Source organism: Undibacterium sp. MH2W (assembly GCF_049340215.1).
In the GTDB taxonomy this organism is placed as follows: domain Bacteria; phylum Pseudomonadota; class Gammaproteobacteria; order Burkholderiales; family Burkholderiaceae_D; genus Undibacterium.
The window spans coordinates 14095-40233 of the sequence record NZ_JBMPPA010000010.1; the positions used below are offsets into that span (position 1 = coordinate 14095).

Here is a 26139-nt window from a genome sequence, read left to right on the forward strand (position 1 = left end):
TGATAATCGCCGCGCCTTCAATCACTCTCGATCCGCAGATATTAAAGTATTAAAATCAAACTCGCCGCTTCTAAACTCATTCAATTTAATTACTAGCCACTTTAGGCGCACTTTATCTGCCGCAATCCACTCAGAAAACTCTTCATCTGAACATTCGAACGCAATACGGATAGGCAGTTGGTTATAAACCAACCACAGCGCCCTGCTCAGTGAGGTATTTGTTAGTAGTCTTTTTAACTCCACCTCATCATCGGTGGGTGAATTTGATGCCTTGATCTCCACCTTTACACCGCCTACATTTAATTCTTGGTTTTGCATATACGTTCCTATATTTAAAGTACCTAAAAGGGTGTGCGGCACGGCAATGGGTACGCATCGCCTTCGGTTGCAAGCCTAGCCGCACAAAAACGATTACGCTTGCTGAATGCGCCGCGCCGCCATGAAGTTCAGCTTTTGAGATACCGACTTGTCAGCAGCCCAGTCGCCAGCATCGGCGTACTGAAGAATGGCGTCGACATATTGATATTGAGATACCGCGCCAGATGGCTCAACGATTGTCTGTTGAAGGGTTACTGGCAATTCTTGAATACCAGCATAAAAATTCGATTCCAGCTGAGCAAAGTATTGATCAAGATCTGGACCTTGGCGCTCTACATCGAAAGAACCATTCCACCCTTCAAAGAATCGCAGATGATCCGTGCCGCCAGTGAGGGGCTTGATTTTTTGAGTTGAATCATCCTGCTTGGAGCTAAATTTCGTTACTTTGCCGATGTTTAAAACCGAGCCGTCGGGCTTGATGATGACTAACGTCACGTCCTTGCCGAGCGAATATCCTGCTTGTGACATGTTTGTCACTCCTCTAAATGAAAAAGCCCCGATTAAGGGGCTTGATTAACTGGATTGATTACCGCGCTGGAGTGGTTGAATTAACAGTCACGCTGACTGACTGGCCACCTTGAATATTCAGAATCAGTTTCGTGATCACTGACAAATAGGTCACAGCAACGTCAATTTGCATGTAACCAAGAGCCACACGATTAGCAGGATTATTTGCAGCATTTAATTGAACACTGAACGGCTGTTGTGTCGGGTTATTCACGTCACCGATCATGCCCTGCTTCCAAAGTGCGCCAAGGAAAGCGTTAATTGTTCCCTGCGCATCTGCTCGGGCTTTTGGTGTTTGCAGCTTACCGATATAAAGACCCATGCCTGCATTCACGGTGTAAGCAATGTAATTTGTGAGGCGCGTATAGTTATCGCCGTTGATTACCTGATTGCTTGAGCTATTGCAGCCAATACGATCTCCGAACATGTTTCCAGCTGGGATCGGGTTCGTAATGACCGAGATGCCAGCCTGTGCCAGCGTTTGCAGGTCCGCTTCAGCGTAGATTTTGTTTTGCAAAGTGGATTGTGTAGCGACAATGCCCTGCATCGGCTTGTTGAGCAGAGATTGCTCTGGCGATAGTGCTGACATACGACCAACAACAAAGCCTTGCGGAGAGATCAAGCGCTGGACATTGTTGATTGTGTCGTTAAACAAAATCCAATCGCCAAACATGTAGCGGAACGTATAGCTGTCAATGCCCGCAGTTGCTTTTGTGCTGACAGCATTTGCAATCGTGTCGCCCGCTGGGGTAACGCCGACCATATACGTGCCTTCAGACAGGCCGTAAGCGACCTGAGCAGTGAAAGACGTTGTATCGGAACAGTCGACCAGAGCGGCAATGCTTGTGCCTGTATTGCGCAGCGCGTACATGCCTTTACGTGGAATGGTGTCGACACCAACCAAGACTGAGCTTGTAATGTTCGTTGCACCGTCTGTGCCGCCTGCCAGCGTTACACTCGCAGGGGAAGCGCTCGCAGCACCCAAGTTATCGAACGATTCCGGCAACATGCCGGGCAAAGAGATCACGACGCGAGTTTGCGACACCTTGCTAGCAGGTCCAATGCTCGCTGTAATTGTGTTACCCGTTGATCCCGTGTATTTAGCTGTGATCGTCACTGTCGTCGTCGACGCACTTGCAACAACAACTTGAGAGGGTCCGCGCAACGCAGATGAGCCAGCATTAATAGCGGCAGCAATCGCGGTGGCATCGGCAGCGCTCGCAGCGGTCAGTGTAGCGGTAGCTGCAGTGTCGGTGCCATCCGTTACTCGGACGCAGTTAATGTTGTTTGCGCCGTTGAGGACCGCTGCCCAGACTGCGGTACCCATGTCGTACAGCCGCGGCATGACGTTGCCAAAGTTTTGATTATACGAAGGCATCGAGCTTACTTTGGTCGGCGCATTGACCGGACCCCAAGAAGCAGTGCCGACAAAGCCAATGACATTGGTAGGTAAGCCGTTGAGAAGATAGTTATTCGGTGCGACGATCTGAGTGTATACGTCCGGCACCCAGAGCGCGGTGGTATTGATTGAACCTTGTTGGACTACTGGCATGAGGCGAGCTCCAAAAACAAAAAAGCCCGGCGATTGCTCGAAGGGCTTTGGTTAAAAATGAAAAAGGAGCGCCTAGCACCCCTCAGATGTAAAAAAAGCGCTTAACGCGCCTCTCTTTTTTATTTTGCTTTGACTTTAACGACCGGTTTGCTTGGAGAAATTTTTACCACCTTGTCCGCATTGTCAGAATCAAGAATCTGAGCAATCTCTTTTTCGTCAGCAATCTGAGTGCCGACCTCATATCCGCCGAACGGATGAATAACGACGAGTTCCATAGCTTTCCTAATTGTTTAACGTAGTAGTGGGTCCCGCCACACCAGATTGCGACATCGTGAGATTGGCGGCTGTGTGCTGGATTGCGTAGGTAACTGGCGTGATTTGTGTCGTTGCATAATTAACGTTGAAAAACAGGTCTCTTCGGTAGATTCCCTGCTTTTGAAAACTGTCGATTTGAGAAGAATTTACGTACACCATCATTGCCTGAGACCCGTCAGGCAGAATGAATCGATTATTTATTGATAGCTGAGGGTCAATGATATCGGCGACCGCATCTCGCACAGTTGGAGTATTCGCCCAAACTGTTATCTGGTACTTCCTAGTTTGTCGCCTAACTTCAAGTATGGAAGCGCCTACAGCGCCGTTGTTTGACTGCTCTTGCCACTCACTATCGCCCATCGTGACGGTCGTTGGCTTATCGCCAGGTAGGGGCCATATACTAATGTGCGACACTCCTATTGGCAAATCAGCATCGAGCGCATCAGGCAGTGGCCAGCCAGCATAGATTTTCACAGGACCACTTACGATGCTTGGTTGCGAAGCACCGGATGGATAGCAAATGCCAGCAATCAAATTAACAAGATAGTTACTTACATCTGACAATCCAGCCATTATGTTTCAAGCCTTTCCGTCAATAAGTTATAGCCGAGTGAGTTCCAGTAAGGGGCAACGACTTGATAGCGAATACCAAGATCATCTGTGATGATGTCTCGATCCTTCACCAATCCAAGAGGCCCATGAAAAAGAATCTTCCACCAGGTTGTCTTCCCATCTGCCGGAAGCCCTACCGCGCCACTCCTCCCTTGTTTTGATAGCTGAATGGAGGCTGGAATGTCTTGTGCGATTTGCGATTCTTGGGTCTCAATCAGGCCGCCGTAAGCCACAGCACCCACGCCCGATTGCACTTGTGGCCTCGTAATGTTGATGGTGCGCGGATAGATAAAACTCATGCGAATATCCTTGATCGGTAAGGCTCAAGCATCATTTTCACATCATCGCTGATATTTGATGATGCGAAACGCTCCATCTGGGTGTCGGCTGCCTTGTATGTCTTGAAGTTTGCCAGCGCACCAGACTGAGACAGATCGGCGACTAATTGTGCCGTCGCTTGTTTGATGACCGCCGGAAGACTTGCGTAGCTGAATCCAGCAACGTAACGAACCTTCACTTCTGAGTAGTACGCAAGCATCATTCCAGCTGGCACCCACAACTCACCTGTTTGCACGTTAATTCCCGCTGATGTATTAGCGGGCCAGATTTCCCATGCTGGAGGACCGCCAAACTTATTGATCGATGCCAGTAAGTTAAAGTCATCCATATTCGAGGCACCAGAATCACCCCGCCGTCCGTAGCTATAGCGACCAGTACCGCCAATGACCCGAACGGTTGGGGTGCAGCCAAGCATAACGGCGCTTCTGCCACTGGCAACGTAACGAGACTCAGTGATTACAAGACCAGATTCAATCGTGCAGCCTTGAGCATGATTGAACTGAACACCTTGAGGCTGATTCGCAGCAGTACTGCCTAGCGTGAGAATCACCATTCCGGTAGAGACATCAATTCCTGTCACTTGCACTGTTTCAGTAATTGTTGGATTTGCGCGGTCAAGCACCACACAATCACCGACCTGCAGCATCTGCGCCGGACCGGAGACTGCAACTCTGACCGATGCACCACTACTAAATGCAGCATTAGCCGTCATGGTCAGATCAGGATTCATCCCCGCCATATAAGCAGGATTTCCCGCACCATCGGGCATCCAAACAAGACCTGTTGGCCTCGCTAGATACGCATCAATCAACGCGCTAGCGGCAATTACTTGCGCTGCAGTCGTCGTGGCTGGGAGTCCATAAGCTGAATAGTCGGCTGGCTGAATGTAGGCTGATGGCATTTTTATAAAAGAATAATTGGGCTAGATTTCGCTTCACCCTTGTCGATCATGTATTGACCCAAAGTGTCCTCAACGTCCGCTTCGCCGTTCACAAACGTTACAGTGAACATTTTTGCCTGACCGTTTTCATCGAGAAAATGCGACACCGGAAATTCAACACCTGGACGGACGAAGTGCGGGATTCTGCCGCGTAAGCCTGGCTGATAGATTTTCATGGTTTTCAAATGAAAAGCGCCCCAATTAAGGGGCGCTTTGTTGATGCTAATCGACTGCTTGATTACGGACGCTGAACAGCAACAACCGCGTGAGCGTAACTGGCGCCCTTGAAAATGATGGTGTCGAACTTCACGCCGATGTATTGACCAGCCAAATTACCTGTCAGGCCCAATTGGAACAGGCGAGGATTTGGATCATCACTTGCGCCGGAAATGTAAGGAATCTCAACTTCAGACTCCATGACGATGACCGCAAAGTAATTCTTCAGACCGTTTGGAGGTGCTGCGAAGCCGTATGCGGCTGCGGTCGCAGATGGCATGAAAGGATCGCCAATCAGCGGCAGCTTACCGACCTGAGTAGAGATTGCAGCAACGGTAACGCCCGCAACCACATCAACCTCATCAAGAGTGATGCGGGATGCCTTCGCTTCTTGATCAATAAGATCGGCCAGCAATGGGTTGAGATAGATTGCTGTTGGGCGAACTACATATGTCTGATTAGCAACCATTTGAGCAACGGTGGTTTTCAGAACATCGATGATTGACGCAGAGGAGGAGCATGTTGCCTGCAAGCTGATCTGCGATAAGCCGCCCATCCACTGAGTAGTCGTTGGTGCTGACATGCTGGTGTCATTCCCCGCCCAAACCATCTGAGCGCGATTGATTTCAACGGCGGACACAATATCGTCGATGTCTTTTGCCACGACGCCTGCAAACTGGCCTTGCTGTTCAGTGACATCCTTGTCGAACAGTGACAGGCTACTTTGAGCAATAGTGGCTTTGATGAACGCTGGGCGCTCAACGCGAGTTGGGCTTGTAGCCGTGGAAGTCAGATTTCGCGGGTCAACAGATTGACCGGATGCGATCGCTGTTTGTTCAAAGTAACGGTGCGGATGACCGGTTGCTTTGACTTGGCGAAAACGTTGCAACGGGATTGAGGAGCGACGAATGACGTCAAGAATCTCACGCTCAAACACCGGAACTTCGATTGCGCCTGTACCCAGATAGTCAGCTGCTGCCGACATTTCAATTGATTTGCCTTGAATGGACATGTTTTACTTCTCCAAAAATGGAAAAACCACCCGAAGGTGGTCTTAAATTGTTTGCTTGGCGAGCTTGCTGATTAGCGCTTCAGTGCGCCAGACATGGATGCCTTGATTTTCGCTTCGATAGCTGCGCGGCCTGTGATGCCTGCCGCTTCGAGCGCTTTATCCATGGTCTCAACGGTCAGCTCTTTGCCGGCGACTTCTTCAGTCATGCCAGCTTTGGCGAGAATGCGAGCAACTTCAGGTGAAAGGGTTGAGCGTTGCGGCTCTTCTTTCTTGTTAAACGCCGATGCTTTGAGGTCGGTCAGCTGAGTGGTCAGCGCAGCAACTTTGTCTTCTAAAGCCTTGGTCGCTTCTTTTGCAGCCGCTTCGATCTTTGCAGCCTCAACTTTCGCATCTGGCAAATAGTCGTGATCGCGGTAGATCATCGGCACTTTTCCGGATACGGCAGCCGCAGCCATGTGAGCAGCAACATTGCGCAATGTGCCAACATGACCAGCACGAGGATCGCTGCCAATACCGGACGCTTCCATTGCGTCCGCACATGCATTGATGGCGTTCACGTGCGGAGTAACTTGATCAATGATGGGACCAGCCAGAGACGCGCCCTTGCCTGCTTTAACCTCCGCCACTTCTTTAGTCAGGGTAGCCATGCCAGCAGAAATAGACTGCACAGCCTCCATAATTTCTTTCAATTCCATTTCTTTGTCCTTTTCTGCCTGAGCAGATAATGATGTTGTCGTGTAGGCAGCGAGGTCTTTATAAAGAACCGCAGCACCAGTGAAAACGCAGTGACTTAACTCCCATACATCCGCATTAGCGTCCTGGATGCGGGCATCGGCTTCAAATGAGAAGCCCAATGCGCCCTTTTCAGCGCGTATTTTTTTGCATGTTTCGGGAAAGTCTTTGGCGTAGAAATAACCTTCGATCTCAATTGCATCACCGACGATTTCGGCGCCAGTGATTAAACCTATCTTTTGTTGCGCGTCATGACCGTCAAACTTCTGAGTGAAGTCAACGGCCATACCGAGCAAAGTTGGTAACGCTTGCTCTGCAACAGCGCGAGGAATTAACGTCCTCTTGCCGCTTGCACCACCTGGAGGCGCATCGGATGGCTGATCAATGCGAGTCAGAACGCCTTTGAATGGCATTTTGTTAGGATGATTGCCGACTTCCGGCATATCCAACGCCATCGCCTCAAAGTGCATTGCCGCCGTCAGTTGCCACTCTTTTGTGTCGACACCCAGCGATTCAGCCTTGGCTTTGATGCGCGCCTTCGCCGTGCTTCGCTCTTCGGATGAAAGACCGTTTGTCCGGTCAACCATTCCCCAAGCTAATTTCGCGTGTGCAGCGTCGTGAATCGGCAACTTACGCTTATCAGGCACGGCGAAATCGTCGTCAGGCAATGCCTCGCGTGCCGCCTTGTCTAGATCAGCCATGTTTATCCTTAGAACAGATTTTTGATGCCTTGCAACAGCTCAGCAGCCTCACCCTCAACCGACTTGAGAGCGTCGTTGACGCGATTCGCAAACTCAGTCATTGCTACGTGCACAGAATGCAGCGCAGCATGGGTCACGTTATCGCCAGCCGCTTCAGCTACTTTTGTCGCCTCAGCCACTGCGTGAGATGCCCCCAATGAAACTCTATCCAATCCGACGCTCGCAACACCCGAAACGGTGGTGACTACAGCTTTGAGATTTCCAGAATCGGCGCTGGAAACATTACCCTCGGATTCAGCAGAGGTGCTCTCGTCATTTGACGCCGCATCTACAGCAACTGCAGCGGATTCATCTTTATCTACATCGTTAGCCTGAGCATTTGATGTCGTTTGGTCAGTTTTGATCTTAGCCATATCAGAGTAATGAGAGAAGGTTGGTCAAAGCGGTATTAGCTGCTGAGTCAAGTAAGCCGCCCGCTGCATTGATGTTTGCGACGGCTGCCTTTAAATCCGCGACGCGAATTTCGAGCAGGTTTAATTGAGCATGTTGCTTTGCGTTCGCAGGCGAAGGAGAAGTCGAAAGCGCTTTCTCGGCACTGATACGCGCCGACTTAATATCCGTGTGATAAGTTGCCATAATCTCCTCGTTATGCCGCAACAACATAATCAAAAGCGCCTGCGGCCAACGTAGTGGCTGCTAAACGCGGAGTAAGCACGACAGTAAAGCCGGTCGAAGTTTTATTCGTGATGTACCAGGTTGCGTCTTGCCCTGGATTTACCACGACGGCGTAACTTGAAGGCAAACCGGACAAACCAGAAACATTCGTAGAGACTGAGGCACCAGCACCTGCGCCCGCGGCATTGGCAACGCTTGCTCCCAAGCCCATAAAAATTTTGTCTTTACGACTGAAGCCGCTATTCACTGCGTCGATCGTATGAATTGGATTGGACATCTTCTTCCTTTCGGGCAATCGCCCATAAAAAAACCTGCCGAAGCAGGTCATTTGTTTTTCGTATCGCGCTTTTTGGCGCTCGGGGTTGGGGTGCTACTATTATCATCGGGCAAATCAGGATCGAGATCAGCCTCGAGACTTCGTGCAGCATTAGTAGCGATAGCCACGTCAGCTGCAGTCATACCACCCCACTGCCCCTGCATCGGAGGTAAGCCACGTTTTGCTCGGTACTCATCAGGTGTGATGGCATTGTTTTTGTACTCTTTTTCGTAGACGTTCGCGAGATTCAGCTCATCGTCACGCTCTAAGCCGCGGAATGCAAACTCAAGTTGCGAGAAGCCCAGCCCTGATTCGATCGCCTCGCGGGTCAAATAAGCCGCGACATTCTTTGCGGTGGGAATGATGCAGCCCTCATAGTCGCGGTCATCAGCGACTTCCGAGGTGTTGCGATTCACATCCGCTTCGACGCCTAGGTTTTGAGGACTCAATTCAAATGCCGTGGCAATCTCACGAATCAAAAACTCTTGATATTTCAGATAAAGCGCTTCGTCGCTAGTGCCGCGCAGCTTATGAACCTTGGCTTCTTTGCCGCTGATGATAGGCGTCTGCCCCTGTCCCTCAATGTCGTTACGCCACCATGCCCTCATGCGATCAAGCGATGCCTGCTCCATGTCGATAAACTGCAGCATGTTTTCAGGCTGACCGTTCCCAGCGACGTTGCCAGCGTATTCAGCCGTTGTCATTAGCCGGTTAATGCTGTTGAAAGCGACTTCTAAGCACCCGTAGCCAAACGGATCGTTGGTTGTCGGGTCTTTGCGAATGTAAATCAGCTGGTCATTAAATAGCTTAATGCCGTTCGTTGTGCCAACATTTCCGTAACCAAGAGACTGAATGTATCTTGGTGTTTTATTTGAACCATTCCAGCCTGCATAAATTTGAATAGACAGGCAGTCAACGGGCCACATCCAAAGCGGGCGGTCTTTATCAGAGCTAATCTCTTTTTCAATACAACCAGCCCCGCCAACGAGGTAATCCTCGATCACTTGCTCAAACAGCGTTCTCGCGGAATCGTCGTTATTGGGTCGCTTAAAACATGCGGTCGCAACCTCAATCTGCCGTTTCAGCTCGCTATTCAACTCAACTCCAGCCTTCGTTCGAATCTCCCAATCGCGCATCACAATCGCGTTTTTGATTCGATTAATCGCTTTTCGTGCGTATGGATTGCGCGAGAATCGCCGTAGATTCGCAGGCGTTGGCTTGATTAGCGGGCGGTCTTTCCCTTGATTCCAGCCGCCTACGTTCTGAATTCGAGCGTAAGCAGTGGTCTCGCGATCAGGCACCTTTCGCGCTCTTCCAGCCCAGATTGATTGGGCAACCTTTAAACCCGCCCAATCCCCGACTCTGGCAAATAAGCTCTTTTTTCTTTGTTCCATTTTTTCCCTAGAATGCCCATTGTGCGCCGCCTGCCGCTTCATTAAACGCTCGTGAACCACTATCAACCTGATCATCATGAGCGCCGTTCGGGAAGACTCGCATTTCGCTTATTAATTCATCATTCCAAGGCGCTTTTAACATCAAGACGTTGCCAACGTTGCATTGAGCTGCAAACGACTCCGCTCGTGTGACCTTGTCACCAGACTCCGGTGAAGATCCGAAGTTAAAACCAGCTAGCAAACGAGCAAAAGATGCAACCTGAGATTTTCCTGCCTGTCCGGGGTCTTGCGGCAAACTGATCTTTACGTCAAAACCATCGCGACAAGCAGTGTTTAAAATAGCTGCCTCGACCTCGTGCGGCAAACCTCGCAGCCGAACAATGTCAGCAATAACAAAGCGCCCATCGAGCAACTTCCCAATCTTAAAGCCGACCGTATAATCTGGATCTTTACCAGGCACAGGTACCGTTGCCGCCAAGTCCCAGCCACGAACAAAAGTTGTGCCGTGCGGGATGGCATTAATGATCGGGATGCTGTCCGGTCTAAAAATATTACCCTCACCCGGGCTTGGCTCTTGTTGATATTGTCCAGCAAACGTGTATGGACTTGCCCTCTGCATCTGCTTAAGACGCTCAACGGAATGCTTCTCAGGCCATAAAGCCGTACCGTCTTCTCGTAGCGCGGGAAGTTTAATTACCTCCCACTCCTCGCCGTTACCACCATCTGCCAGCCATCCGGCCAGATCTTTTTCATGCAACCGCTGCATAATGCAGATGATCGGCGTATGCGGACTATTGCAGCGAGATTCAAGTGTATTTTGAAACCACTCAATAACACTAGACCGAACTACATCAGAACGCGCTTCGTCGGCTTTGTGCGGGTCATCAATGACAATTGCACCGCCAAATCCCTTGCGCACTTTGCCCGCACCAAAGCCTGTGATGGTGCCCCCAGAGCCGACCGCGTACATGACGCCGCCGTCAGTAGTTCTCCATTCATTTTTGGCTTGGGAATCGTCACGCAAAGCCACACGTGGAAATATTTCTTGATACTCGACTGAGCGGACAATTTCTCGAATTTGCCCCGAGTTGTTCGAGGCTAGAACGCTTGAATAGCAAGTGTGAATAAACTCGGAGTCGGGCGCCTTCCCTAGCGCCCAAGCAATGAAGTAGACAACAGCGATCTGTGTTTTTGAGTAGCGAGGGGGAATGTTGACGATTAATCTCTTAATCTCCCCGTTAAACACTCTCATAAGGGCATCGCAAATAATCTTGTGATGCGGCGCCCTCATCCATTGATACTTACGTTGACGCAAAAACATCCAGCGACAGAAGAAATAAAAATCTTCGCGCGCAGAAATTTTTGCCGCCTCTAATTCGGCTGCAGTAAATTGCGACATAACTAAACCTTGTCTGCAATATCCTTAATTGCCTTTCTAAGTTCTTCCATTTGCCCAGGATCCATGGCTGAAGTCGCGGAGACGCTCACGCCCTGCGGAATGGTTAGCGATACTTTGTCGTTGAACATCCCAAGATGTCGCGCAACATTTTCTAAAGCTTTGTCTCGATCCGCAACATTCACCTTAAGCCCCTCTTTCGACATCTGGACCCCAGCATAAGCGCGTCTTGCTGCGCCTCTTAGCTTGCGGGTATCGTGAACATGAATATGCCCTCGCCCCTCACCAAAGCATTTCGGACAATCTGGATTTGCGTCAGCGTTTTGCGCAAAGCCAAGCCCACCAATGCAATTAGGAGGATTTTTACCCTTGGACTCAGCATCATTCACGGCCTCTAGGTATTCAGACTCATCCCACTGATATTGATGATCAATGCCCCAGCAGTGGCGGCAATTAGTTCGGCGATACTCAATCAACTGATTAACGTCAAGGGTCGCAGTCTCCCACCAAAGCTTCAAGACTTGATCAGCGGTAATATTCGTGCGCTCAGACCGCTCTTGCATTGCAACCTGAATGGCCCTTTGAACATTAACATTTGCTAACAGTCTCGATGACTGCTCGTTTGCAGTATTGGCACTATATCCAGCCCTGATTGCTGCTTGGGTTCCGTTCAAATCAATTAAATATTGCTTTACGAATTCATTTTGCTTTTTATTAAGATTATTTCCCATAGGGCACTCGCCCTCCATGGCGAAAACGGTTATTCATTACTTCTGCTGACTGTCCCGCCTTGGCAGTTCCCAATCATGGTCTTTTATCAATCGGCAGAAGTAAAAAAACCCGCACATGGCGGGGCAAATTCGAACGAGCATCTTCTAGTCTCCGCTTATTGAGCGGGTCAGATAGATCACCTCCTTCGCGTTTGAAACTAAAAAGGATTAGTGCGTCAATAAGCTTGGCTGAATCTTCGACTCAATCAAATCGCGCTCGCTCTTGAGTCTTGGAATTTCTTTCTTCCGGCTAAGCATGAGTTTTGACCCGAACGACGCACGAACCTGAGAGCTAACTTCCTTGGTGATCAGCGCTTGCATCTGCTGCCAAAGGTTTTTTTGTGCTTCATGGGAAGAATCAAAAGCCTCGATAACATCCAAGTGAAAATCTGCATCAATCCACATGGCATAGGCATAAACCAATGTTTTCGAGACAAACGTTCCTTGCTCGATGCCAGATTTGTTACCTTTGACCGTTAATACTGGAGTGATGCACTCAGCAGTGCATCTCTTTTTGATTGCGTTAATCAAAGCAATTGTTTCAGGTCGCTTGAGGAATGACCCAGGGCGATGCGATTTTGTAGCTTTACCTTGCCCCATTGCAGCTCGGTGTAAGTCATTCAGGCAAAATCGACCGTTTTTATCTTGCTTGACCAAAATATTTGAAACAACGATTGAATCCATCGGAAGCTCCAATAAAAAAGGGCGACCCCAATTAAGAGATCGCCCTGCATTGAAAGCTCAAAACTCGCACCTTGCGGCTCGGCGTCTGCCAATTTAAGCGTGTCATGAAATAAAAAAGCCCCGCATAGCGAGGCGATAATCAAACAATCAAAAAACAACATATTTGTTGCAATCAATCCTTGCTAACACAACATATTTGTTGCATAATACTTTCACACCAACAAACATTAGGAGGTTTATGAAATACAGCGAGTTCCGAAGGTGGCTGCTTAAACAAGGTGCTTCAATCACCCCCGGAAAAGGCAGCCATCACAAGGTAACTCTTAATGGAAAATCTACAGTCTTCCCCGATCACGGAGCAAAAGAAATAGGAACGGGGCTAGTAGAGAAAATTAAGAAAGACCTTGGATTGAAATAAGGAAGCCCCGAAAGGGGTTTTCTAGGGAACTTCGAAGTATCGTAAATATCCAGCAGGAAGCAATACTTGCATCATGACTTTAAGGACAATATATGTTGAACTACCCAGTAACTTTAACGCAGGACACTAACGGCTCTCTTTTAGTGAGCTTTCCAGACTTTCCAGAAGCCAACTCAGTGGGCGACGACGAAAGTGAGGCATTAATCAATGCCATTGATGCGCTAGAAACCGCACTAGAGATTTATTTCGATGAAAGACGTCCAGTGCCGATGCCATCGAAGGCAGCGAAGAATCAAAAAACCGTTGCACTTCCTGCGCTTGATTCCGCAAAAGTTCTAGTCTGGAACGAAATGCTTTCTCAGAATCTCCGAAAGTCAGATCTTGCGCGCAAATTAAACGTACACATGCCGCAGATTGATAGGCTTTTTGATATTCACCATTCGTCTAAATTGGAGTTCGTGGAACAAGCTGCGCAGGCGCTCGGGAAGCATTTATCGGTCTCTTTGGCTTAACGGCAAAGTTTAATACGACTGATGATTGCTACTTGCAAGTCGATTACCGCCAACGAATCAGCGGAGCAATCATCATGCGCATTAATTCCGGTTACAGCGTCCGGAGCCATTTGAGCTGATTATGGCTGGAATTCATCCTCTTGCGCATTTATCAGGCTAATTGACTCGATTAAGGGTTTGCCAGACCCATGCTATGCGCGAAACGCCCGCGCCTAAGCCCGACCTTTTGACGGCCTGAACGTGTCAGACAGGGAGTGAGATTACGGAATGAATTACTTCATAAGCGCCTCACGAAAAATTGAGTGTAAACGTAAAAAAGCCCCGGATTTTTAGTCTAGGGCTTTTGTTTGGACGTGCGAAGTCCGGCTGACGACTATATTACGTAAAATAAGACCAAGTTGCAAGGTTATTTTTTAACTTTTTTTCGAGCTCCCTTTCCGCTTCGGGCAGCACGTCAGAAAAGTTTAATTGCGGAAACTTCCAGACGCTTGCAACGTTGCAGCGCTTCTTGATCGCCCAAGCATACTGCGCCTTCAAACTGCTTACGCACGCATCCACGGCTTCAGCTGTTTCCATGTCTTGCGAATCGTAAAGCTGTTCTGAGTTTTTAGTGGTATCAGCGCGCAAAATTGAATCGCGCCCCTTAAATCCCATTGACCCCACATTATCATCACGGCGTAACCATTGAACCCAGAGATCGAGGCAAATATCAAGCGGCGTTGTTTGGTGGTAATGGATTGGGATATCTCTTTTCACGTCACTCCCCTTTCACAATAAATGCCCAATAAAACAATGCTCCCAAAAATGCCAAGAAGCTCTCAAAAAACCAGCTAGAAGTCGGGGGCTTTGCATTCACTACGTAAAGCATGAAATCCAAGACGCCAATCAAAACCAGTAGCACCACAACAAAAATATTAAAATATTTAATCATTCCCGCTCCTCGTAATTTTTACAACGTCGCCCATATTTCTTGTTAAGTTTGCAGACCTTAATCCGCCTCTCACCTACCTCAACCCACCCTTCATTCCGGCAGCCCTTACAGGTCTTTTCCTCCTGCCTGATCATTTGGTCTAGCGGATCTCGATACCGTCCCGATTCAAAAACCATGTAATTTCCCCCTCTCCGCTGCGAGGTCGATATTCAATCGTTCGATCAGATCGTCTTTGCTTTTCATTAAATCTTTCATGCGCTCAATTAGATCGTCCTTGTCCTCAAGTAGCCGATTGTTTTTAAAAATAATCTCTACCTGCCTAACACTAATTTCTTTTAATATTGCTATTTCTTCTGATTGACTGGCGACAATCGCGGTCAAGTCTTCGGCGAGAAACAAACACGTGCATGCCTTCTTTTCATCAATTTCTTGAGTTTCTACGTTCATTTGCTTCTCCATTTCTGTCTCCGTTTTTCAATAACCGCCGCGTCAACTTGCTTAAACTTGGTACAATCTGAGTCTTTTCTGATCGATACGAATCGAGCTCTGATCTGCTTAACTCCGGTGCATAGTGCCAATCCAACTTTGAAATGCCTTGGGTGCTGGTCTATGTCCAAATGGGTGCAGTGGGCGCATTTCATGCCTCCCTCCGGTAAGAGCCCCAATCAAAAACAACCATCCGACCACCACCTTCTCGCAGCCTATCGATCACGCGGGTGCCAATGAATTTTTCCAACTCAGCCCTGCCCAAGTTGCTAATCAGAATCGTAGGCTTAAGCAATTCGTAACGTCCGTTGATGATCTCGAACAGATACATCTTTTCCGTTTCGCTACCAAACTGAACGCCGACTTCATCCAGAATCAAAAGGTCAGGCTTGATAAAATCTTGAATCGCTTCGTCCTCAGTTTTTACAGAGTCCCGAGCGTAGGTTTCTTTGATTTTTCGAATGGCCTTCGATACAGAGCTAAAAACAGGCTGCTTTCCCTCCTTCATGATTGCGTTTGCAATGCCGACCGCCAGGTGCGTTTTACCTGTGCCGACACCACCACAAAGAATCAATGAACGACCGATTTTTAAAATTCCCTCAAAGTTCGCGGCATATTCCCTGCAAATCTGAAGCGCACTTTCTGCGCCCTCAGTTTTCGGAAAATAGTTTTCCAAGGTCTTTTCCGAAAATCGCTCAGGTATCGCAGAACGCCCTAGAATCGATTTCCACATACGATCCTTACGCTCCATCTCAAATCGTTCGATTTCGGCTTGGCGGTGCCTTAAATCGATTTCTTCGAGGCATTTTGGGCAGCCCGACCAATGCGATCTGAACTGGTGAGCCTTAAATTCGCCATGGGAACCGCAAACGCGCATTTCGCTTGGCATGACCAACCCACCGATTCTTTGAAAAACGTTGCTTTCAGAAACTTCCGTCATGATTCACCCCTGCCCTGTAATCGATTTTGTCAAAGCCAACATGCGTTGAGGACTTGACGGGGGATGCTTGGGATTTCGGCTTGAGCCAGTCGGCATTGATACCCACCCAACTGCGTTCTGCACAGAGCAAAACGGCGTCGGCAACACTCAGTCCCGAGGCGGCGGCTTCACGGACAAAGCCAGCAAGCGCGGTTTCCGTATTCGCGCCCTTCTTCGCTTTTCGAACCTTCATCCAGTCCGATACGGTTTTGGGATCTGCGCCGAGTTCGATAACGGATTTTGCAAAATCAAATTTTTGCGCTTCGGCGCTAGTAGTTGTTTTTAATGGTTTATGGTTTATGGTTATTGGTTTATGGTTTATGGTTGGCATTGCGTCCGGTATGCGTTCGCATTGCGTCTGCATGCTTTCTGCATCGTTTGTGCTGTTTTTAGCCCATCTAGCCTCTGCTGCCTTCTTGGATTTGGCTGATTTCTCTGCATATTCGGCAATAACAGCCTCACAGCGCCTGTGCTCATAGCCGCGATCAGTGAGAACAAAGAAGTCAGAAAGCACGTTTTCAAGCGCTTTTTGTTCGTCCGCAGTGCGAACGCAATGCGCCCGCATAAGCTTTGCAATGTCCGAGCAAAGCGGCTGCTGCGTCAGGTAATATGTGTCAATTAGGCTGCGATAAATACCATGCTCCAAAAGACTCAGATGCCCTGTATCTCTGCGGTAATCACCGATATTGTGTTCGTAGTAATGCATCAGTGAAAATCCCCGCGACTAATAAAATATGAATTCATGCCGCCACCTCACAATCACGAATCTGAAATTTCGCATACTCTCCCGCAACCCACTCGACACCCTTAGCTGTGAATTTCGCGCTATTGAATGCATGGCCAGATTCAGAAGTGCCAGCTTTGACGACGAAGCGACCAGCGTCGATGTGACACGCATAGGGAACCCATTCACCACCGAGGCGATACATGATGTTGCGAGCCATGAGGAAGGCTCTGAAGTCATTTTCTTTGACGTTCAGAAGCTTGCAAACCTGACGGAATGATTTCAGGCCCGTTGAATCGACGTACTTTTCAACGAACTCGACGGCTGGGGCTGCTGCGGCGAGCTGAGCGGCTATAACCTGTTTTTCCTCAACCTGATCAGCCCAGGCGCGCGCGGCGATAGCTGGATTTGTAAAATCAGGCAATGCGGGATATTGACGGGCTTCGAGTTCCTGCCATCGGTCAACCAGGCGAGCTGTAAATTCAGGGCAAAGCTGAGCGACAATGATGAACGTATCTCGCTTGCATATTCGATACTGAGTGGCCCTCCTCCCCAGTGTGTCGAGGTATTCCTCCATTGCGGGAATACCGATTACCGCTTTTCTTTTTACAGTTCCGTCTTCGCTGTAGGTTGTTTTTGCTAATCGCTCGATTGATGTTTTAACGTGGTCATGCCGGGAATCAACCAGTTCCGCAATCTCACGACTGTTCATTGTAAGCATGTCTTGAGTGATGATTGATGTCGTCATCGCCCCACTCCTGCATAGGTGTAATACTTAACAACATCGCGAATGGTGGACGTACCAACGTTAAAGCGCTTCGCCAGTGATGAATAGCCTTGACCGCGTTGACTTGCGTGATCTGCGCGGATTTGCTTTACTTGGTCGCGCGTGAGAGCTTTTCGGCGGGTCATAACAATACCTCCTGAATTTGGGAAATAGGATGCGATACAAGGAAGCTAGTTTGTTTAGATGCTGAATCAATGCGCTTAACAGCATTCTCAAAATAGCTTTGCTTTAGTTCGCTAGCTACTATTTCAAAGCCAAGATTATTTGCAGCAACCGCTATCGATCCGCTTCCGAGGTGAGTATCAAGAATCAAATCGCCATCCTTGGCAAACTTCATTAATACCCATTCGTAAAGCTTGATAGGCTTCTGCGTAGGATGAATTTTTGTTTCGCTATTTGCGCCCCCAGTGTTTGAGTATGAAAACAGCGCCGCTGGCCTATCAAATGAAGTCCATGCCATTTCCCATTGAGAAAAGTTTTCCCATGGCTGGCATTTATCCCAGCACACTACGCAGCGAGTCGGAGGAAGATCAAAGTAGTTCCCACCAAAAATAATTTGGTTTTTTGATACTCTGAACAATTCTGCAAAATACTCTGGGGGTGGAACCTCATCATCCCAATCAATATCTGAAGTATTGAGAAGGCGATTTTTTAATTTTCCAGAACCAGAATTGAGGCGACCTTTTTTAGCCTTTACTGCAGTGGATTCACCCCTGGAAAATCCATCATTGCGATTTAGATTTTGACCCATGCTCATACTTGGCGCATTGATTCCGTAGGGAGGATCAACAATAGCCAGATCAAAGTGCCCATCAGGATATTGGTGCATCAAATCCATGCAATCGGCGTGAAAAAGCGTTGCATTTCCAATAATGATTGGGGTCATAATTTCACCTCAATTTGTTTTTGCCCTATAATTCGACAAGCCATTTCCTACTCCTTTAGTACGTGGTTAGAGAAGCTCACTGTTCGCGCAGTGGGCTTTTTGCTTTTAAATCAGTAATTACTATTTTTGTCTGACCGCCTTTGATGACTACATCGCTGACGATATGTAGATCCTGAATCTGGCTGTCATCAAGCCAAACTCCGGCATGCGTTAAAGAGTCCTGCAATGCCTTTAACAAGTTGTCAAGATCACGTTTGCGGCGATCTGGCGGGAATATGCGAATAAAGACGCCTACATTTCCCTCAAGCGTTTTATGCCCGGCTTGAGCGACAATCTCAGCCACAACAGCGCGAAACTTCACGCCAGCTGGACGAATAAAGCGGGATTTGCCACGTATGCCGTAGTAGTGATTAATGGTCGGCGGGAATGGCAGCGTAAAAGAAATCATGCTGCACTCCCGATCAAGAGCATTACCTGATGCAAAAGCTCGATCTGAGTGCCGTATTGCTGTTCAAATCTGGCCTTGTTCGGATGAACGGCGACACGTTGCATCGGGTCGGTGTCATCTTGTTGATGGTGTGGAGCGCATAACGGAAGTACTTTTTTATGTGCGCCAGGCTTTGTGCGACCATCGATATGATGAATGGACACATGCGTGTTTTTGATTCCGTCCTGTGCGCAAGCGATGCAGCCCAGTGCAGCCATTTGCGACCACAGCAACTTTTCTGCTTTTGTTGGAGTTGAGCCTTTCATGCGGCCCTCTCGTCAGGATAAACAACGACACCACGATCAGCGGCGATTGCATGAAGAAACTCAAGCCATTCACTAAATTCTTTCTTGGTGAATTTGCTTGTTCTTTTTCCGAGCATAACCACGCCACCATCAATACCCGTGGCGATACGAGCACTCTCACGTTTGAATGCAGCGGACAAAACGTCCTTCCATTCTTCGTCGGACATTTTGACCATCTGCCCGTTGACAGGCCACAACAGTTGGGAGGCAAATGCTTGCAGGATAGGCCACTGCGCCGCGTTTTGATCGAGAGAGCGATTTGGTTCTTTAATTTGAACCGCAAAGCCATGAGGAGCAGCCTTAACCGCTTCGATAGCTCGGGAACGTGCAATATCGTGCGCGAGGACAAACGTTTTTATCATTTGACACCTCGGCAAAGCTTGCAAAGCGATTCGGTCGGATTGCCGTCCTGATCATAAAACTGCGCAATCGAACGGCGGCGACCATTACAACGATGTCCATGGCACGAACGTGTCGCGGATATCACGTGCGTAATGTGGAGTTTTTGGTTTTTGATGTGCTGCGAGGCTACGACAGCGGGTGATGTAAAATATGTCATGGCTGGCACCCTGACTTAACGCGATCTACTGCCGCGAACATGATATTTTCCGCAATTACAAGTTCACTTTCCGCTTCTTTTAATTGGCGCTTAAGCTCAATTACGCTGCGCTTTTTTTCTGTTACATTTTTGGCTTGCAGCGCAGCGAACTGAATTAAATTTTCTTCATTACGTTCCATTGCTACCCTTCTCTTGGTTAATGTTAACTACCCCAGCCTGATTCATTGCCTCGTATGAAAAGCGATGGGCGGTCGGCTTCGTGCTGGCAACTCTTGGGCCCGTTTCCGTGCCACTCTAGGTCTGTTTCTGTTTATGCTTGATCGACTATGATCAACATGTCGCGATAAGGCGGGAAGCGGACATGGCTTTGAATCAAGTTCAATCTCACGGATTAATAAATCGCGGATCAATCCGGATTGGGATGCATGGCGCTTTGTTCGCAATGCTTCCATTGCCAGAAAAAGGTCTGCATCTAAATAGCTTTTTACAATTACGTCGTGTCCAGTTTTCATGATTTCTTCGTCCTTAAAATGTGTTGCAGGAGCGTTTAAAAATTGTTTTGTTGAATGGAAATGATTTGGGATCACATGGGTGTTACTCCTTGATGGTCATGAAATAGCTATAAAGTTTTTCAATCGTGCTTTCGCGTGGATCTTTGGTTGATCGGTATGCGATTTTGTAAATGGTCTTATAAGGAACCTTTGACTCATCGGCGATACGTTGCCACGCGCTAGGCATTGCGGATCGCAATCTGCGCACGACGAAAGCTGTTCTAGATTCATTTTGAGTATTCATGGCTTGATAATATCCCATAAGTGGGATTTGCACAAGCCCACAAATGGGATTTATTATGATTCATAGTGCTGATATGGAAAATAAGCAACTAATCGGCGAAATACTCGCGGAAAATCTGAGCCAGTTAATGGCAGGCAGCAGCACGCTTAACACGTATGAAAAAGTCGCAAAGCGATCTGGAATTGGGAAGGGCACCGTAGAAAGAATTAGCAAGAATCAGGTTTCTACATCAATATCCAACCTAGAAGCGCTTGCTGATGCATTTAATGTGTCGGTGACGAGCTTGATTACGAAAGGGGCGATTCAAGAGCGTCCAGCGCATCACCCAGAAATTGAAACTGTCGTCTCTTTGATGCTAAAAACAGATGATCAGGGAAAAGTGCGGGCGCGGTATGCGGTAGAAGACGCGATGGCGCAATATTCTTTAAATAAGAGAATTATTGACAATGGCGATCAGGATATTGATATCGCTATTGCTCGAGTGAAAAATCCAGATATTCGGGCGTCATTGGAATCCGCTCTTGAAATTGTAAGAAATTCAACACAAAACAGTGATGCTTCCGCAGGCAGAAAAACAGGATAGCTATGCAATAAAGCATAAAGTACGCTAAACTGAATAACCGATATGCAATAAATATGCGCAAATGCATAATTCGCGCATGGATATTTCAACACGATTAGATATGGCAATGCACGCTGCTGGGTTTCGCGATCAAAGCGAGATGGCAAGAGCTGCGGGCATTTCCCAATCAACGACAAATCGAATTCTCAGTGGGCGTGCTAAGCATCCTGACGTCCTCTCGTTGTACAGTCTTGCGAGGGCTTGTAAAGTGTCAGTCGAATGGTTGGTATCCGGCGAGGAACCGGAAAAAATTAGTGTTGCACTCGCTTACATTACGAGCACAGAGGCAAAGCTTTTGAGCATGTACCGACAGTGTGACTCCGATGGCAAGTTGTCCATATTTACAGCGGCAGAAGTCGCTATGCAAACTTCTCCTTGCGATGGTCCGATAGAGGAATAATATTCCCCTGTTTCGCTGGAAACTTCATTTTCATGCTCGCTGCGTAGCCAGCCACAAACTCCCTCCCCTTGCTGTTCATCAATCGAAAATCCCTCAAAAGTATTTCCTCTTGGTGCTTTAGATCAGTATCAACTTCCATACAACGTCCTTATTCAATTAGTTGCAGCAATGTCTATCCGAATTACTAATATACGTTAATTTTTGTGAAATGCCATTGCGCAACGCGCATCTCTAGATGACGATTGCGCAACTTAAAATACAACAATTGTTAAAAATAATATTTCTTCATTTCAACATTTATTGCCATAGATCAATATTGGCGCATTCAACGAGAATGTGCGAAATGATCAAATTTGATATTGACGATCTCTATTTAGTGCAGGCGCTAGACGCCAGCGTAAGCATGTCTGCTGCCGCCACTAAGCTTGGCGTTGAGGACAGCACCGTCTCGCGTAGAGTAAAGAAGGTCGAGACAATCATTGGGCTTCCGGTGATTTATCGGCGTGGTAAATTTGGTCTCACTGCGGCTGGAAAAAGATTTTTAGCGATGGCAAGCGCGGTGCTGAAGGAGCACGACGACTTTCAAAGAGACATTGAGCTGATCAAAAAAGGAAAGAATTACCTAAGAATTATTGGTAATTCGTCTATCATGTTTTCAGATGTTCCGCAAGTATTGGAAATTTTAAGAGACAGAAATCCCGATATTTTCATCACTGTAAATAGCGGTTCAATGACGGAAATTTTAAAAAAAATTCAAGAAAATGATGCTGATGTTGGAATTGTGCCGGAAAAATCCAAGATTCACGGTATCACGTTCCATAAATACAGATCCGATCGGCTATGTATCTTCGCTCCGATTTCACACCCATTAGCACACCAAGCGAGCGCAACACTCGCTGAGGTTGCCAAATATAAACTAATCGGGACGCATGAAGGTCGGCAAATATCTTCGCTGCTTTTGGCAATGTCAAAAAAACAAGATTTAGTTCTGAATTACGCGATGATAGTCAGTAACTTTGACCTGCAGGCGAACATCATTGCTCACAATGATCTGGCTGTTGGAATTATCTTCGAGAGCGTAGCCCGAAGGTTTGAGCGTGAACACTTGATCGTCGGTGACAGCTCGCAGCTATCACAGTCAATTAAAATCGTGACTCTGAATGAAGAGTGGGCGAAGCGTGACCTTTACCTGGTTACTCCAGATCCCGCAAACACATCTCAGCTTGCAACGCAGTTCATCGGGCTAATACGTGAGCGTCATAGGAAATTTAAAACAACGAAGGGGCGAAGTGCTTAGACAACAAAAAACCCGCCGAAGCGGGTCTTTTTTATTTTTTAGACTGCTTTGGCTTGACTTTCAGATTGCGCCAACTCATCGAGTTTTTGAACCAGTCGCTTGTAGGTGGCGTTCTGCTCTAACACAAAATTCCTATCGAAACCGTCAGCTATCTCGTAATCTGCCATATGCCTATATTTTTTCATACATTCCAACATTGTCGCTATAGATCTGGCTTTGATTGATTTATGTGATTTAAATCTTTCGCTGAGACGCTCATGAGATCCCATTTTGAAATTAAAATTCTGATCTGGACAGATGTGCGCGTAGCTCAGTGCTAAATGATAAGCGCCGTAATAGGATCTAGAGCATGCATTTCGCCAATCAAACTCAGCGTTACTGCTAGAAACGGACTGCGAGAATTTATCAAAATCTTGATGCGTTACGCTCATTGCATCACCTTTTGCAAATTATCCAAAAAAGCGATAGGTCTACACATAAATGTAGCAATGTCAGAGGCGTCGCTTGGAAATTTCTCCACGATTGCGTCGGCAATTTTGAAATTCATTTCGGCACAAACATCGACATCAGCATCAATATAGATTTGATGAATATATGTCCCGTTTCGCAATATAAGCTTACTTGTTTGCTCAACGACGTATTCAGAGGAAACCGCATCCACTGCAACCTCAAGACGCAACAACATATCCTCTTCACTGTATCCAGAAGATTGAATGCGCTCTCGAACTAGCTTAAGTTGTTCGATCATAGCTGGTTTAAAATGATGAGGTTCATTGACTGTGATTGCTTGGTATTGCTGAATCAACTCAAGAGATAATGAGTGATGTGCTGCGAGATTGCATCGAATGATAGCACATTCAAGCAAAGTCTTCTGTCCTGTGCTTGCGGGGCTGCACTCCATAATTAATTCCATAGCCCTTCTGGAGTCTCCAAATTTTGAGCAAACATCCGAATAGACCAACCTGACTCTATGCTCTCTCGGCGAGAGTGATATTGCATTTTCAAGGTTTTTGTATGCATTGTCTTTCTTGTTTTGCAATGCGTCCAGAACACCCAAGGCAACATAATTAGAAGCTTGATCGGGAGCGCTATCCTTGATTAATTTTAATACGGATGATCGATGTCGTTGAATTTTTATTTCATTAAGCACTCGATTTTGAAACATCTCCAAAATCTCAGGCACAAGATTTTCAATTTTTAATTTTGGTTTTATTTGTATCATATATAAACGCTCGAGATAAACTGATTCATTCCAATGTTAACAATACACCAATCTTAATTAACACTCCGAAATTTTATATTGCTGCCTGATACATACTTCTTCCAGGCGTTAATCCAGTCCATAGCCATGTCGTGCTGCGCATCCTGTAAGCTGACCTCCCCTGCGCAGACCCTCTTGTACAGTACGAACTCAAGCTGATCTTTCTTGTCGGCGCCCCACTCACTCTTGCGCGGCTGTGGCCAGAGATTAGCCGGGTCCGTAGGATTGCCGCCAATCGATAGCGCGATCAGATGATCTTCCTCATAGTCTTTCGGGTTCGTATCCGCGTAGCCGTACTGCCGAATCTGGCTCTTTTTTATCCGGTTCGTATAACTTGCTGGTGGCCTGATCGTCTTCGTGTAGCCCTTTACGCACACGGTCTGCTGGATGTTCTCCTGAGTTACATCTGGATTGATCGATCCTGGCGTTAGTCGCGGATCTGGTAGATCGCCTGCGAGTGCAAGAAGTGGAGCTACAGCGAGAAATAATAAGCACTTTATTTTCACTGCGGAACTCCAGCAGCTGCGCAATCGGATTTTTCAACATCCTTCCATTGCTTGTACGACGCCTCGTCTTTAGCCTGAAGAAAGGCCGCAGAGACCATGGTGGCGTATGCGCAAGCGTCAGCGGGAGAGCCATTACGTTTGGCGATTTGGTACTGCTTGATAGCGTCTTGAGCAACCGTTGCTTCAATATTTGCCATTTGCCTCGATGCGTCTTTCTCTACTCCTCCCCCATAGAAGTACGCAATAAAGCAAGCAAATATTAAGACTGTGACAACCGCCTTAAATGAATTTGACTTGGATTTAACGGCAGCACCGCATTTCGGACAACTCTTAGCTTCCGAACTAACATCATTTCCACATTCGTGGCACTTTTGTAAAGCCATAGCGCACCTATCAGTTAATTAATCTTTAATCAATTATCACGCTATCTATTGTTTACATCAATGTAAACAAAATGCGTATATCACACATAAAAGCCCCGCCCTGATTGACTTATTCCGAATAAAAGCAAATTCAAAATTCTTAATTACTAAGGAATATATAGTTTTTTTACTAAATCCCATTTTCGGGATTGCATATATCCCATTTACGGGATATTATTACTCCATCGCAGCAAAACAAAGAACGAACAGCAGCAACAACTAGTTTGTTTTTGTTTTTTTTAAATGATTGGAGCTGAAATGACTTTTACATTGCCATCGCATTTGAGGAAAAAAGACGAGGACACGATTGCGCTGATGTTTGAGCGTGCGGTTGTGGATGAAATAAACGATCTCACGCAGAAATATAGCTCTGCTGCCGTTGTGTTTGCAAATTATGACTTAAAAGTCTCGTCGACAGTTTGGGCTCAATCACAAGAGTTACTCATTGATCTGTTTTGCGATGCAACGGGAAATATTAATGAGACATCTAACGAGCCTCCTGAAGCGATGATGGCTAAGGCCGTGTTAATGAATGACGAAGCGGGATTGATGCGAGTAATGAAAAGACTTTTTGACGATTCAATTAAGCGCAAAGCCGAGCGCAACGTCGAAAATTTTATTCCTGAAGAAGATTTTTAATTATTTTTTAAGTGGTTTTACTTGGAGCAGTCATGAAATTTAACGTTGAAATTGATCTTGATTGGATTGAAGAAGATAACTCAATTGACGAAGAGGTAAAGCGTCAAATCATCAGTAATGTTGAAAAAAATGTTACTGGCAATCTTCAAAAAATGATCATTGAAAGCGCTAAACAGCGCATCGAAACAGCGGTTCTTGAAACGGCAACAAAAGAAGTAAGTAATCGCGTTGCCGAATTAATGCTTGAGAAGCGCGTTGTAACCGATGAAAACGGACGTGTATTGAAAGCAGATTTTAGCCTTGAATCAAAGTTGATTGAAATTATTGATTCGGCATTAACGCGAAAAACTCTCAATGAAAATGGTAGTGCAGCTAACGGATATGGCGCGAAATATTCAATGTTTGAGTTCATGGCCTTTAAAAATATTGAAAAGCTCGTTGATGCACACGTCACAAAACACGCAACTGAAGTTCATAAAAATATCGAACATTTAGTTACCGAAAAAATTAAGACACAGGTTGCTGACAAATTGACCGCGTTGATTGTTGAAAATTCAAGTGCGCTCAGTTTAAAAACTTAATTC

40 protein-coding genes and 1 pseudogene are annotated in these 26139 nt (G+C 47.0%); 7 read left to right on the forward strand and 34 right to left on the reverse strand.

The window, feature by feature from the left end; all coding sequences use genetic code 11:
• Positions 1–21 precede the first annotated feature (21 nt).
• The 17 genes from ACO0K2_RS17765 to ACO0K2_RS17845 all read right to left on the reverse strand — a co-directional run bounded on the left by ACO0K2_RS17765 (position 22) and on the right by ACO0K2_RS17845 (position 12539).
• The gene (locus ACO0K2_RS17765) at positions 22–318 is read right to left on the reverse strand and encodes a hypothetical protein (RefSeq protein ID WP_423021309.1); all 297 of its coding nucleotides are present in this window, start codon (positions 316–318) and stop codon (positions 22–24) included.
• Between the two features lie 93 nt (positions 319–411).
• The gene (locus ACO0K2_RS17770; RefSeq protein WP_423021311.1) at positions 412–846 is read right to left on the reverse strand and encodes a hypothetical protein; all 435 of its coding nucleotides are present in this window, start codon (positions 844–846) and stop codon (positions 412–414) included.
• A gap of 58 nt (positions 847–904) precedes the next feature.
• Positions 905–2437 carry a phage tail protein gene (locus ACO0K2_RS17775; RefSeq protein ID WP_423021313.1) on the reverse strand — a complete coding sequence of 511 codons (1533 nt, stop codon included), beginning with the start codon at positions 2435–2437 and terminating at the stop codon, positions 905–907.
• A gap of 119 nt (positions 2438–2556) precedes the next feature.
• Positions 2557–2712, reverse strand: a complete 156-nt coding sequence (locus ACO0K2_RS17780; RefSeq protein WP_423021315.1) for a hypothetical protein — start codon at positions 2710–2712, stop codon at positions 2557–2559.
• 7 nt (positions 2713–2719) lie between these two features.
• Positions 2720–3325 (reverse strand): hypothetical protein, encoded by a 606-nt coding sequence (locus tag ACO0K2_RS17785; RefSeq protein WP_423021317.1) that lies wholly within the window; start codon positions 3323–3325, stop codon positions 2720–2722.
• Positions 3325–3663, reverse strand: a complete 339-nt coding sequence (locus ACO0K2_RS17790) for a hypothetical protein (RefSeq protein ID WP_423021319.1) — start codon at positions 3661–3663, stop codon at positions 3325–3327. Before ACO0K2_RS17790 ends, ACO0K2_RS17785 begins: the two co-directional genes overlap by 1 nt.
• Complete coding sequence (locus tag ACO0K2_RS17795) at positions 3660–4604, reverse strand: hypothetical protein (protein ID WP_423021321.1); 945 nt, start codon at positions 4602–4604, stop codon at positions 3660–3662. The genes ACO0K2_RS17790 and ACO0K2_RS17795 overlap by 4 nt, the downstream gene beginning before the upstream one ends.
• 2 nt (positions 4605–4606) lie before the next feature.
• A complete protein-coding gene (locus ACO0K2_RS17800) occupies positions 4607–4819 on the reverse strand; it encodes a hypothetical protein (protein WP_423021323.1) in 213 nt (70 codons plus the stop codon).
• Positions 4820–4881: 62 nt separating this feature from the next.
• The gene (locus ACO0K2_RS17805) at positions 4882–5871 is read right to left on the reverse strand and encodes a hypothetical protein (protein ID WP_423021325.1); all 990 of its coding nucleotides are present in this window, start codon (positions 5869–5871) and stop codon (positions 4882–4884) included.
• A gap of 71 nt (positions 5872–5942) precedes the next feature.
• Positions 5943–7304, reverse strand: a complete 1362-nt coding sequence (locus ACO0K2_RS17810; RefSeq protein WP_423021327.1) for a DUF6582 domain-containing protein — start codon at positions 7302–7304, stop codon at positions 5943–5945.
• 8 nt (positions 7305–7312) lie between these two features.
• Positions 7313–7717, reverse strand: a complete 405-nt coding sequence (locus ACO0K2_RS17815; RefSeq protein ID WP_423021329.1) for a hypothetical protein — start codon at positions 7715–7717, stop codon at positions 7313–7315.
• A gap of 1 nt (position 7718) precedes the next feature.
• The gene (locus ACO0K2_RS17820; protein WP_423021331.1) at positions 7719–7940 is read right to left on the reverse strand and encodes a hypothetical protein; all 222 of its coding nucleotides are present in this window, start codon (positions 7938–7940) and stop codon (positions 7719–7721) included.
• Between the two features lie 10 nt (positions 7941–7950).
• Positions 7951–8256, reverse strand: coding sequence for a hypothetical protein (locus tag ACO0K2_RS17825; RefSeq protein ID WP_423021333.1), 306 nt, complete (start codon positions 8254–8256; stop codon positions 7951–7953).
• A gap of 47 nt (positions 8257–8303) precedes the next feature.
• Positions 8304–9689, reverse strand: coding sequence for a phage portal protein (locus ACO0K2_RS17830; protein WP_423021335.1), 1386 nt, complete (start codon positions 9687–9689; stop codon positions 8304–8306).
• Between the two features lie 7 nt (positions 9690–9696).
• Positions 9697–11088: a phage terminase large subunit gene (terL, locus tag ACO0K2_RS17835; protein ID WP_423021337.1), complete on the reverse strand. Its 1392-nt coding sequence runs from the start codon at positions 11086–11088 to the stop codon at positions 9697–9699.
• Between the two features lie 2 nt (positions 11089–11090).
• Positions 11091–11816, reverse strand: coding sequence for a terminase small subunit (locus ACO0K2_RS17840; protein WP_423021339.1), 726 nt, complete (start codon positions 11814–11816; stop codon positions 11091–11093).
• A gap of 207 nt (positions 11817–12023) precedes the next feature.
• Positions 12024–12539, reverse strand: coding sequence for a KilA-N domain-containing protein (locus tag ACO0K2_RS17845; protein WP_423021341.1), 516 nt, complete (start codon positions 12537–12539; stop codon positions 12024–12026).
• 238 nt (positions 12540–12777) lie between these two features.
• On the opposite strand from ACO0K2_RS17845, the gene ACO0K2_RS17850 reads away from it, so the two are divergent.
• Positions 12778–12957: a type II toxin-antitoxin system HicA family toxin gene (locus tag ACO0K2_RS17850; RefSeq protein WP_423021343.1), complete on the forward strand. Its 180-nt coding sequence runs from the start codon at positions 12778–12780 to the stop codon at positions 12955–12957.
• Between the two features lie 92 nt (positions 12958–13049).
• On the forward strand, positions 13050–13469 hold the full coding sequence (locus ACO0K2_RS17855; RefSeq protein WP_423021345.1) for a type II toxin-antitoxin system HicB family antitoxin: 420 nt from the start codon (positions 13050–13052) through the stop codon (positions 13467–13469).
• Positions 13470–13847: 378 nt separating this feature from the next.
• Here ACO0K2_RS17855 and ACO0K2_RS17860 read toward each other — a convergent pair whose 3' ends face one another.
• From ACO0K2_RS17860 to ACO0K2_RS17915, 12 genes are all read right to left on the reverse strand, one after another.
• Positions 13848–14225, reverse strand: a complete 378-nt coding sequence (locus tag ACO0K2_RS17860; protein ID WP_423021347.1) for a hypothetical protein — start codon at positions 14223–14225, stop codon at positions 13848–13850.
• Between the two features lies 1 nt (position 14226).
• Positions 14227–14400: a hypothetical protein gene (locus ACO0K2_RS17865; RefSeq protein WP_423021349.1), complete on the reverse strand. Its 174-nt coding sequence runs from the start codon at positions 14398–14400 to the stop codon at positions 14227–14229.
• A gap of 165 nt (positions 14401–14565) precedes the next feature.
• A complete protein-coding gene (locus tag ACO0K2_RS17870) occupies positions 14566–14847 on the reverse strand; it encodes a hypothetical protein (protein WP_423021351.1) in 282 nt (93 codons plus the stop codon).
• 190 nt (positions 14848–15037) lie between these two features.
• Entirely contained in the window at positions 15038–15775 is a 738-nt protein-coding gene (locus tag ACO0K2_RS17875; protein WP_423021353.1) for an ATP-binding protein, read from the reverse strand.
• 34 nt (positions 15776–15809) lie between these two features.
• Complete coding sequence (locus tag ACO0K2_RS17880; protein ID WP_423021355.1) at positions 15810–16571, reverse strand: YdaU family protein; 762 nt, start codon at positions 16569–16571, stop codon at positions 15810–15812.
• 34 nt (positions 16572–16605) lie between these two features.
• Entirely contained in the window at positions 16606–17337 is a 732-nt protein-coding gene (locus ACO0K2_RS17885) for a phage antirepressor KilAC domain-containing protein (protein ID WP_423021357.1), read from the reverse strand.
• Positions 17334–17501 carry a hypothetical protein gene (locus tag ACO0K2_RS17890; RefSeq protein ID WP_423021359.1) on the reverse strand — a complete coding sequence of 56 codons (168 nt, stop codon included), beginning with the start codon at positions 17499–17501 and terminating at the stop codon, positions 17334–17336. Before ACO0K2_RS17890 ends, ACO0K2_RS17885 begins: the two co-directional genes overlap by 4 nt.
• Positions 17498–18262: a DNA methyltransferase gene (locus ACO0K2_RS17895; protein WP_423021361.1), complete on the reverse strand. Its 765-nt coding sequence runs from the start codon at positions 18260–18262 to the stop codon at positions 17498–17500. The genes ACO0K2_RS17890 and ACO0K2_RS17895 overlap by 4 nt, the downstream gene beginning before the upstream one ends.
• Before the next feature lie 76 nt (positions 18263–18338).
• A complete protein-coding gene (locus ACO0K2_RS17900; protein ID WP_423021363.1) occupies positions 18339–18710 on the reverse strand; it encodes a RusA family crossover junction endodeoxyribonuclease in 372 nt (123 codons plus the stop codon).
• Positions 18707–19015, reverse strand: coding sequence for a Ref family recombination enhancement nuclease (locus ACO0K2_RS17905; RefSeq protein WP_423021365.1), 309 nt, complete (start codon positions 19013–19015; stop codon positions 18707–18709). The genes ACO0K2_RS17900 and ACO0K2_RS17905 overlap by 4 nt, the downstream gene beginning before the upstream one ends.
• A complete protein-coding gene (locus ACO0K2_RS17910; RefSeq protein WP_423021367.1) occupies positions 19012–19416 on the reverse strand; it encodes a recombination protein NinB in 405 nt (134 codons plus the stop codon). The genes ACO0K2_RS17905 and ACO0K2_RS17910 overlap by 4 nt, the downstream gene beginning before the upstream one ends.
• A 193-nt stretch (positions 19417–19609) precedes the next feature.
• Positions 19610–19792, reverse strand: coding sequence for a hypothetical protein (locus ACO0K2_RS17915; RefSeq protein WP_423021369.1), 183 nt, complete (start codon positions 19790–19792; stop codon positions 19610–19612).
• 671 nt (positions 19793–20463) lie between these two features.
• On the opposite strand from ACO0K2_RS17915, the gene ACO0K2_RS17920 reads away from it, so the two are divergent.
• From ACO0K2_RS17920 to ACO0K2_RS17930, 3 genes are all read left to right on the forward strand, one after another.
• Complete coding sequence (locus ACO0K2_RS17920; protein ID WP_423021371.1) at positions 20464–20991, forward strand: helix-turn-helix domain-containing protein; 528 nt, start codon at positions 20464–20466, stop codon at positions 20989–20991.
• A gap of 76 nt (positions 20992–21067) precedes the next feature.
• A complete protein-coding gene (locus ACO0K2_RS17925; RefSeq protein ID WP_423021373.1) occupies positions 21068–21430 on the forward strand; it encodes a helix-turn-helix domain-containing protein in 363 nt (120 codons plus the stop codon).
• Between the two features lie 343 nt (positions 21431–21773).
• Positions 21774–22727, forward strand: coding sequence for a LysR family transcriptional regulator (locus tag ACO0K2_RS17930; protein WP_423021375.1), 954 nt, complete (start codon positions 21774–21776; stop codon positions 22725–22727).
• 38 nt (positions 22728–22765) lie between these two features.
• Here ACO0K2_RS17930 and ACO0K2_RS17935 read toward each other — a convergent pair whose 3' ends face one another.
• The 5 genes and pseudogenes from ACO0K2_RS17935 to ACO0K2_RS17955 form a co-directional block, all read right to left on the reverse strand.
• The gene (locus ACO0K2_RS17935) at positions 22766–23158 is read right to left on the reverse strand and encodes a hypothetical protein (protein WP_423021377.1); all 393 of its coding nucleotides are present in this window, start codon (positions 23156–23158) and stop codon (positions 22766–22768) included.
• Positions 23155–23949, reverse strand: a complete 795-nt coding sequence (locus ACO0K2_RS17940; RefSeq protein WP_423021379.1) for a tetratricopeptide repeat protein — start codon at positions 23947–23949, stop codon at positions 23155–23157. The genes ACO0K2_RS17935 and ACO0K2_RS17940 overlap by 4 nt, the downstream gene beginning before the upstream one ends.
• 53 nt (positions 23950–24002) lie before the next feature.
• Complete coding sequence (locus ACO0K2_RS17945) at positions 24003–24494, reverse strand: hypothetical protein (RefSeq protein WP_423021381.1); 492 nt, start codon at positions 24492–24494, stop codon at positions 24003–24005.
• The gene (locus ACO0K2_RS17950) at positions 24491–24691 is read right to left on the reverse strand and encodes a hypothetical protein (protein WP_423021518.1); all 201 of its coding nucleotides are present in this window, start codon (positions 24689–24691) and stop codon (positions 24491–24493) included. The genes ACO0K2_RS17945 and ACO0K2_RS17950 overlap by 4 nt, the downstream gene beginning before the upstream one ends.
• Positions 24692–24805: 114 nt before the next feature.
• Positions 24806–24877, reverse strand: a pseudogene (locus ACO0K2_RS17955) (zinc-ribbon domain-containing protein); the annotation flags it as partial.
• A 297-nt stretch (positions 24878–25174) separates the two neighbouring features.
• On the opposite strand from ACO0K2_RS17955, the gene ACO0K2_RS17960 reads away from it, so the two are divergent.
• Both ACO0K2_RS17960 and ACO0K2_RS17965 read left to right on the forward strand, forming a co-directional pair.
• Positions 25175–25555: a hypothetical protein gene (locus ACO0K2_RS17960; protein WP_423021383.1), complete on the forward strand. Its 381-nt coding sequence runs from the start codon at positions 25175–25177 to the stop codon at positions 25553–25555.
• A gap of 32 nt (positions 25556–25587) precedes the next feature.
• Positions 25588–26136: a hypothetical protein gene (locus ACO0K2_RS17965; protein WP_423021385.1), complete on the forward strand. Its 549-nt coding sequence runs from the start codon at positions 25588–25590 to the stop codon at positions 26134–26136.
• The last annotated feature ends 3 nt before the right edge of the window (positions 26137–26139 follow it).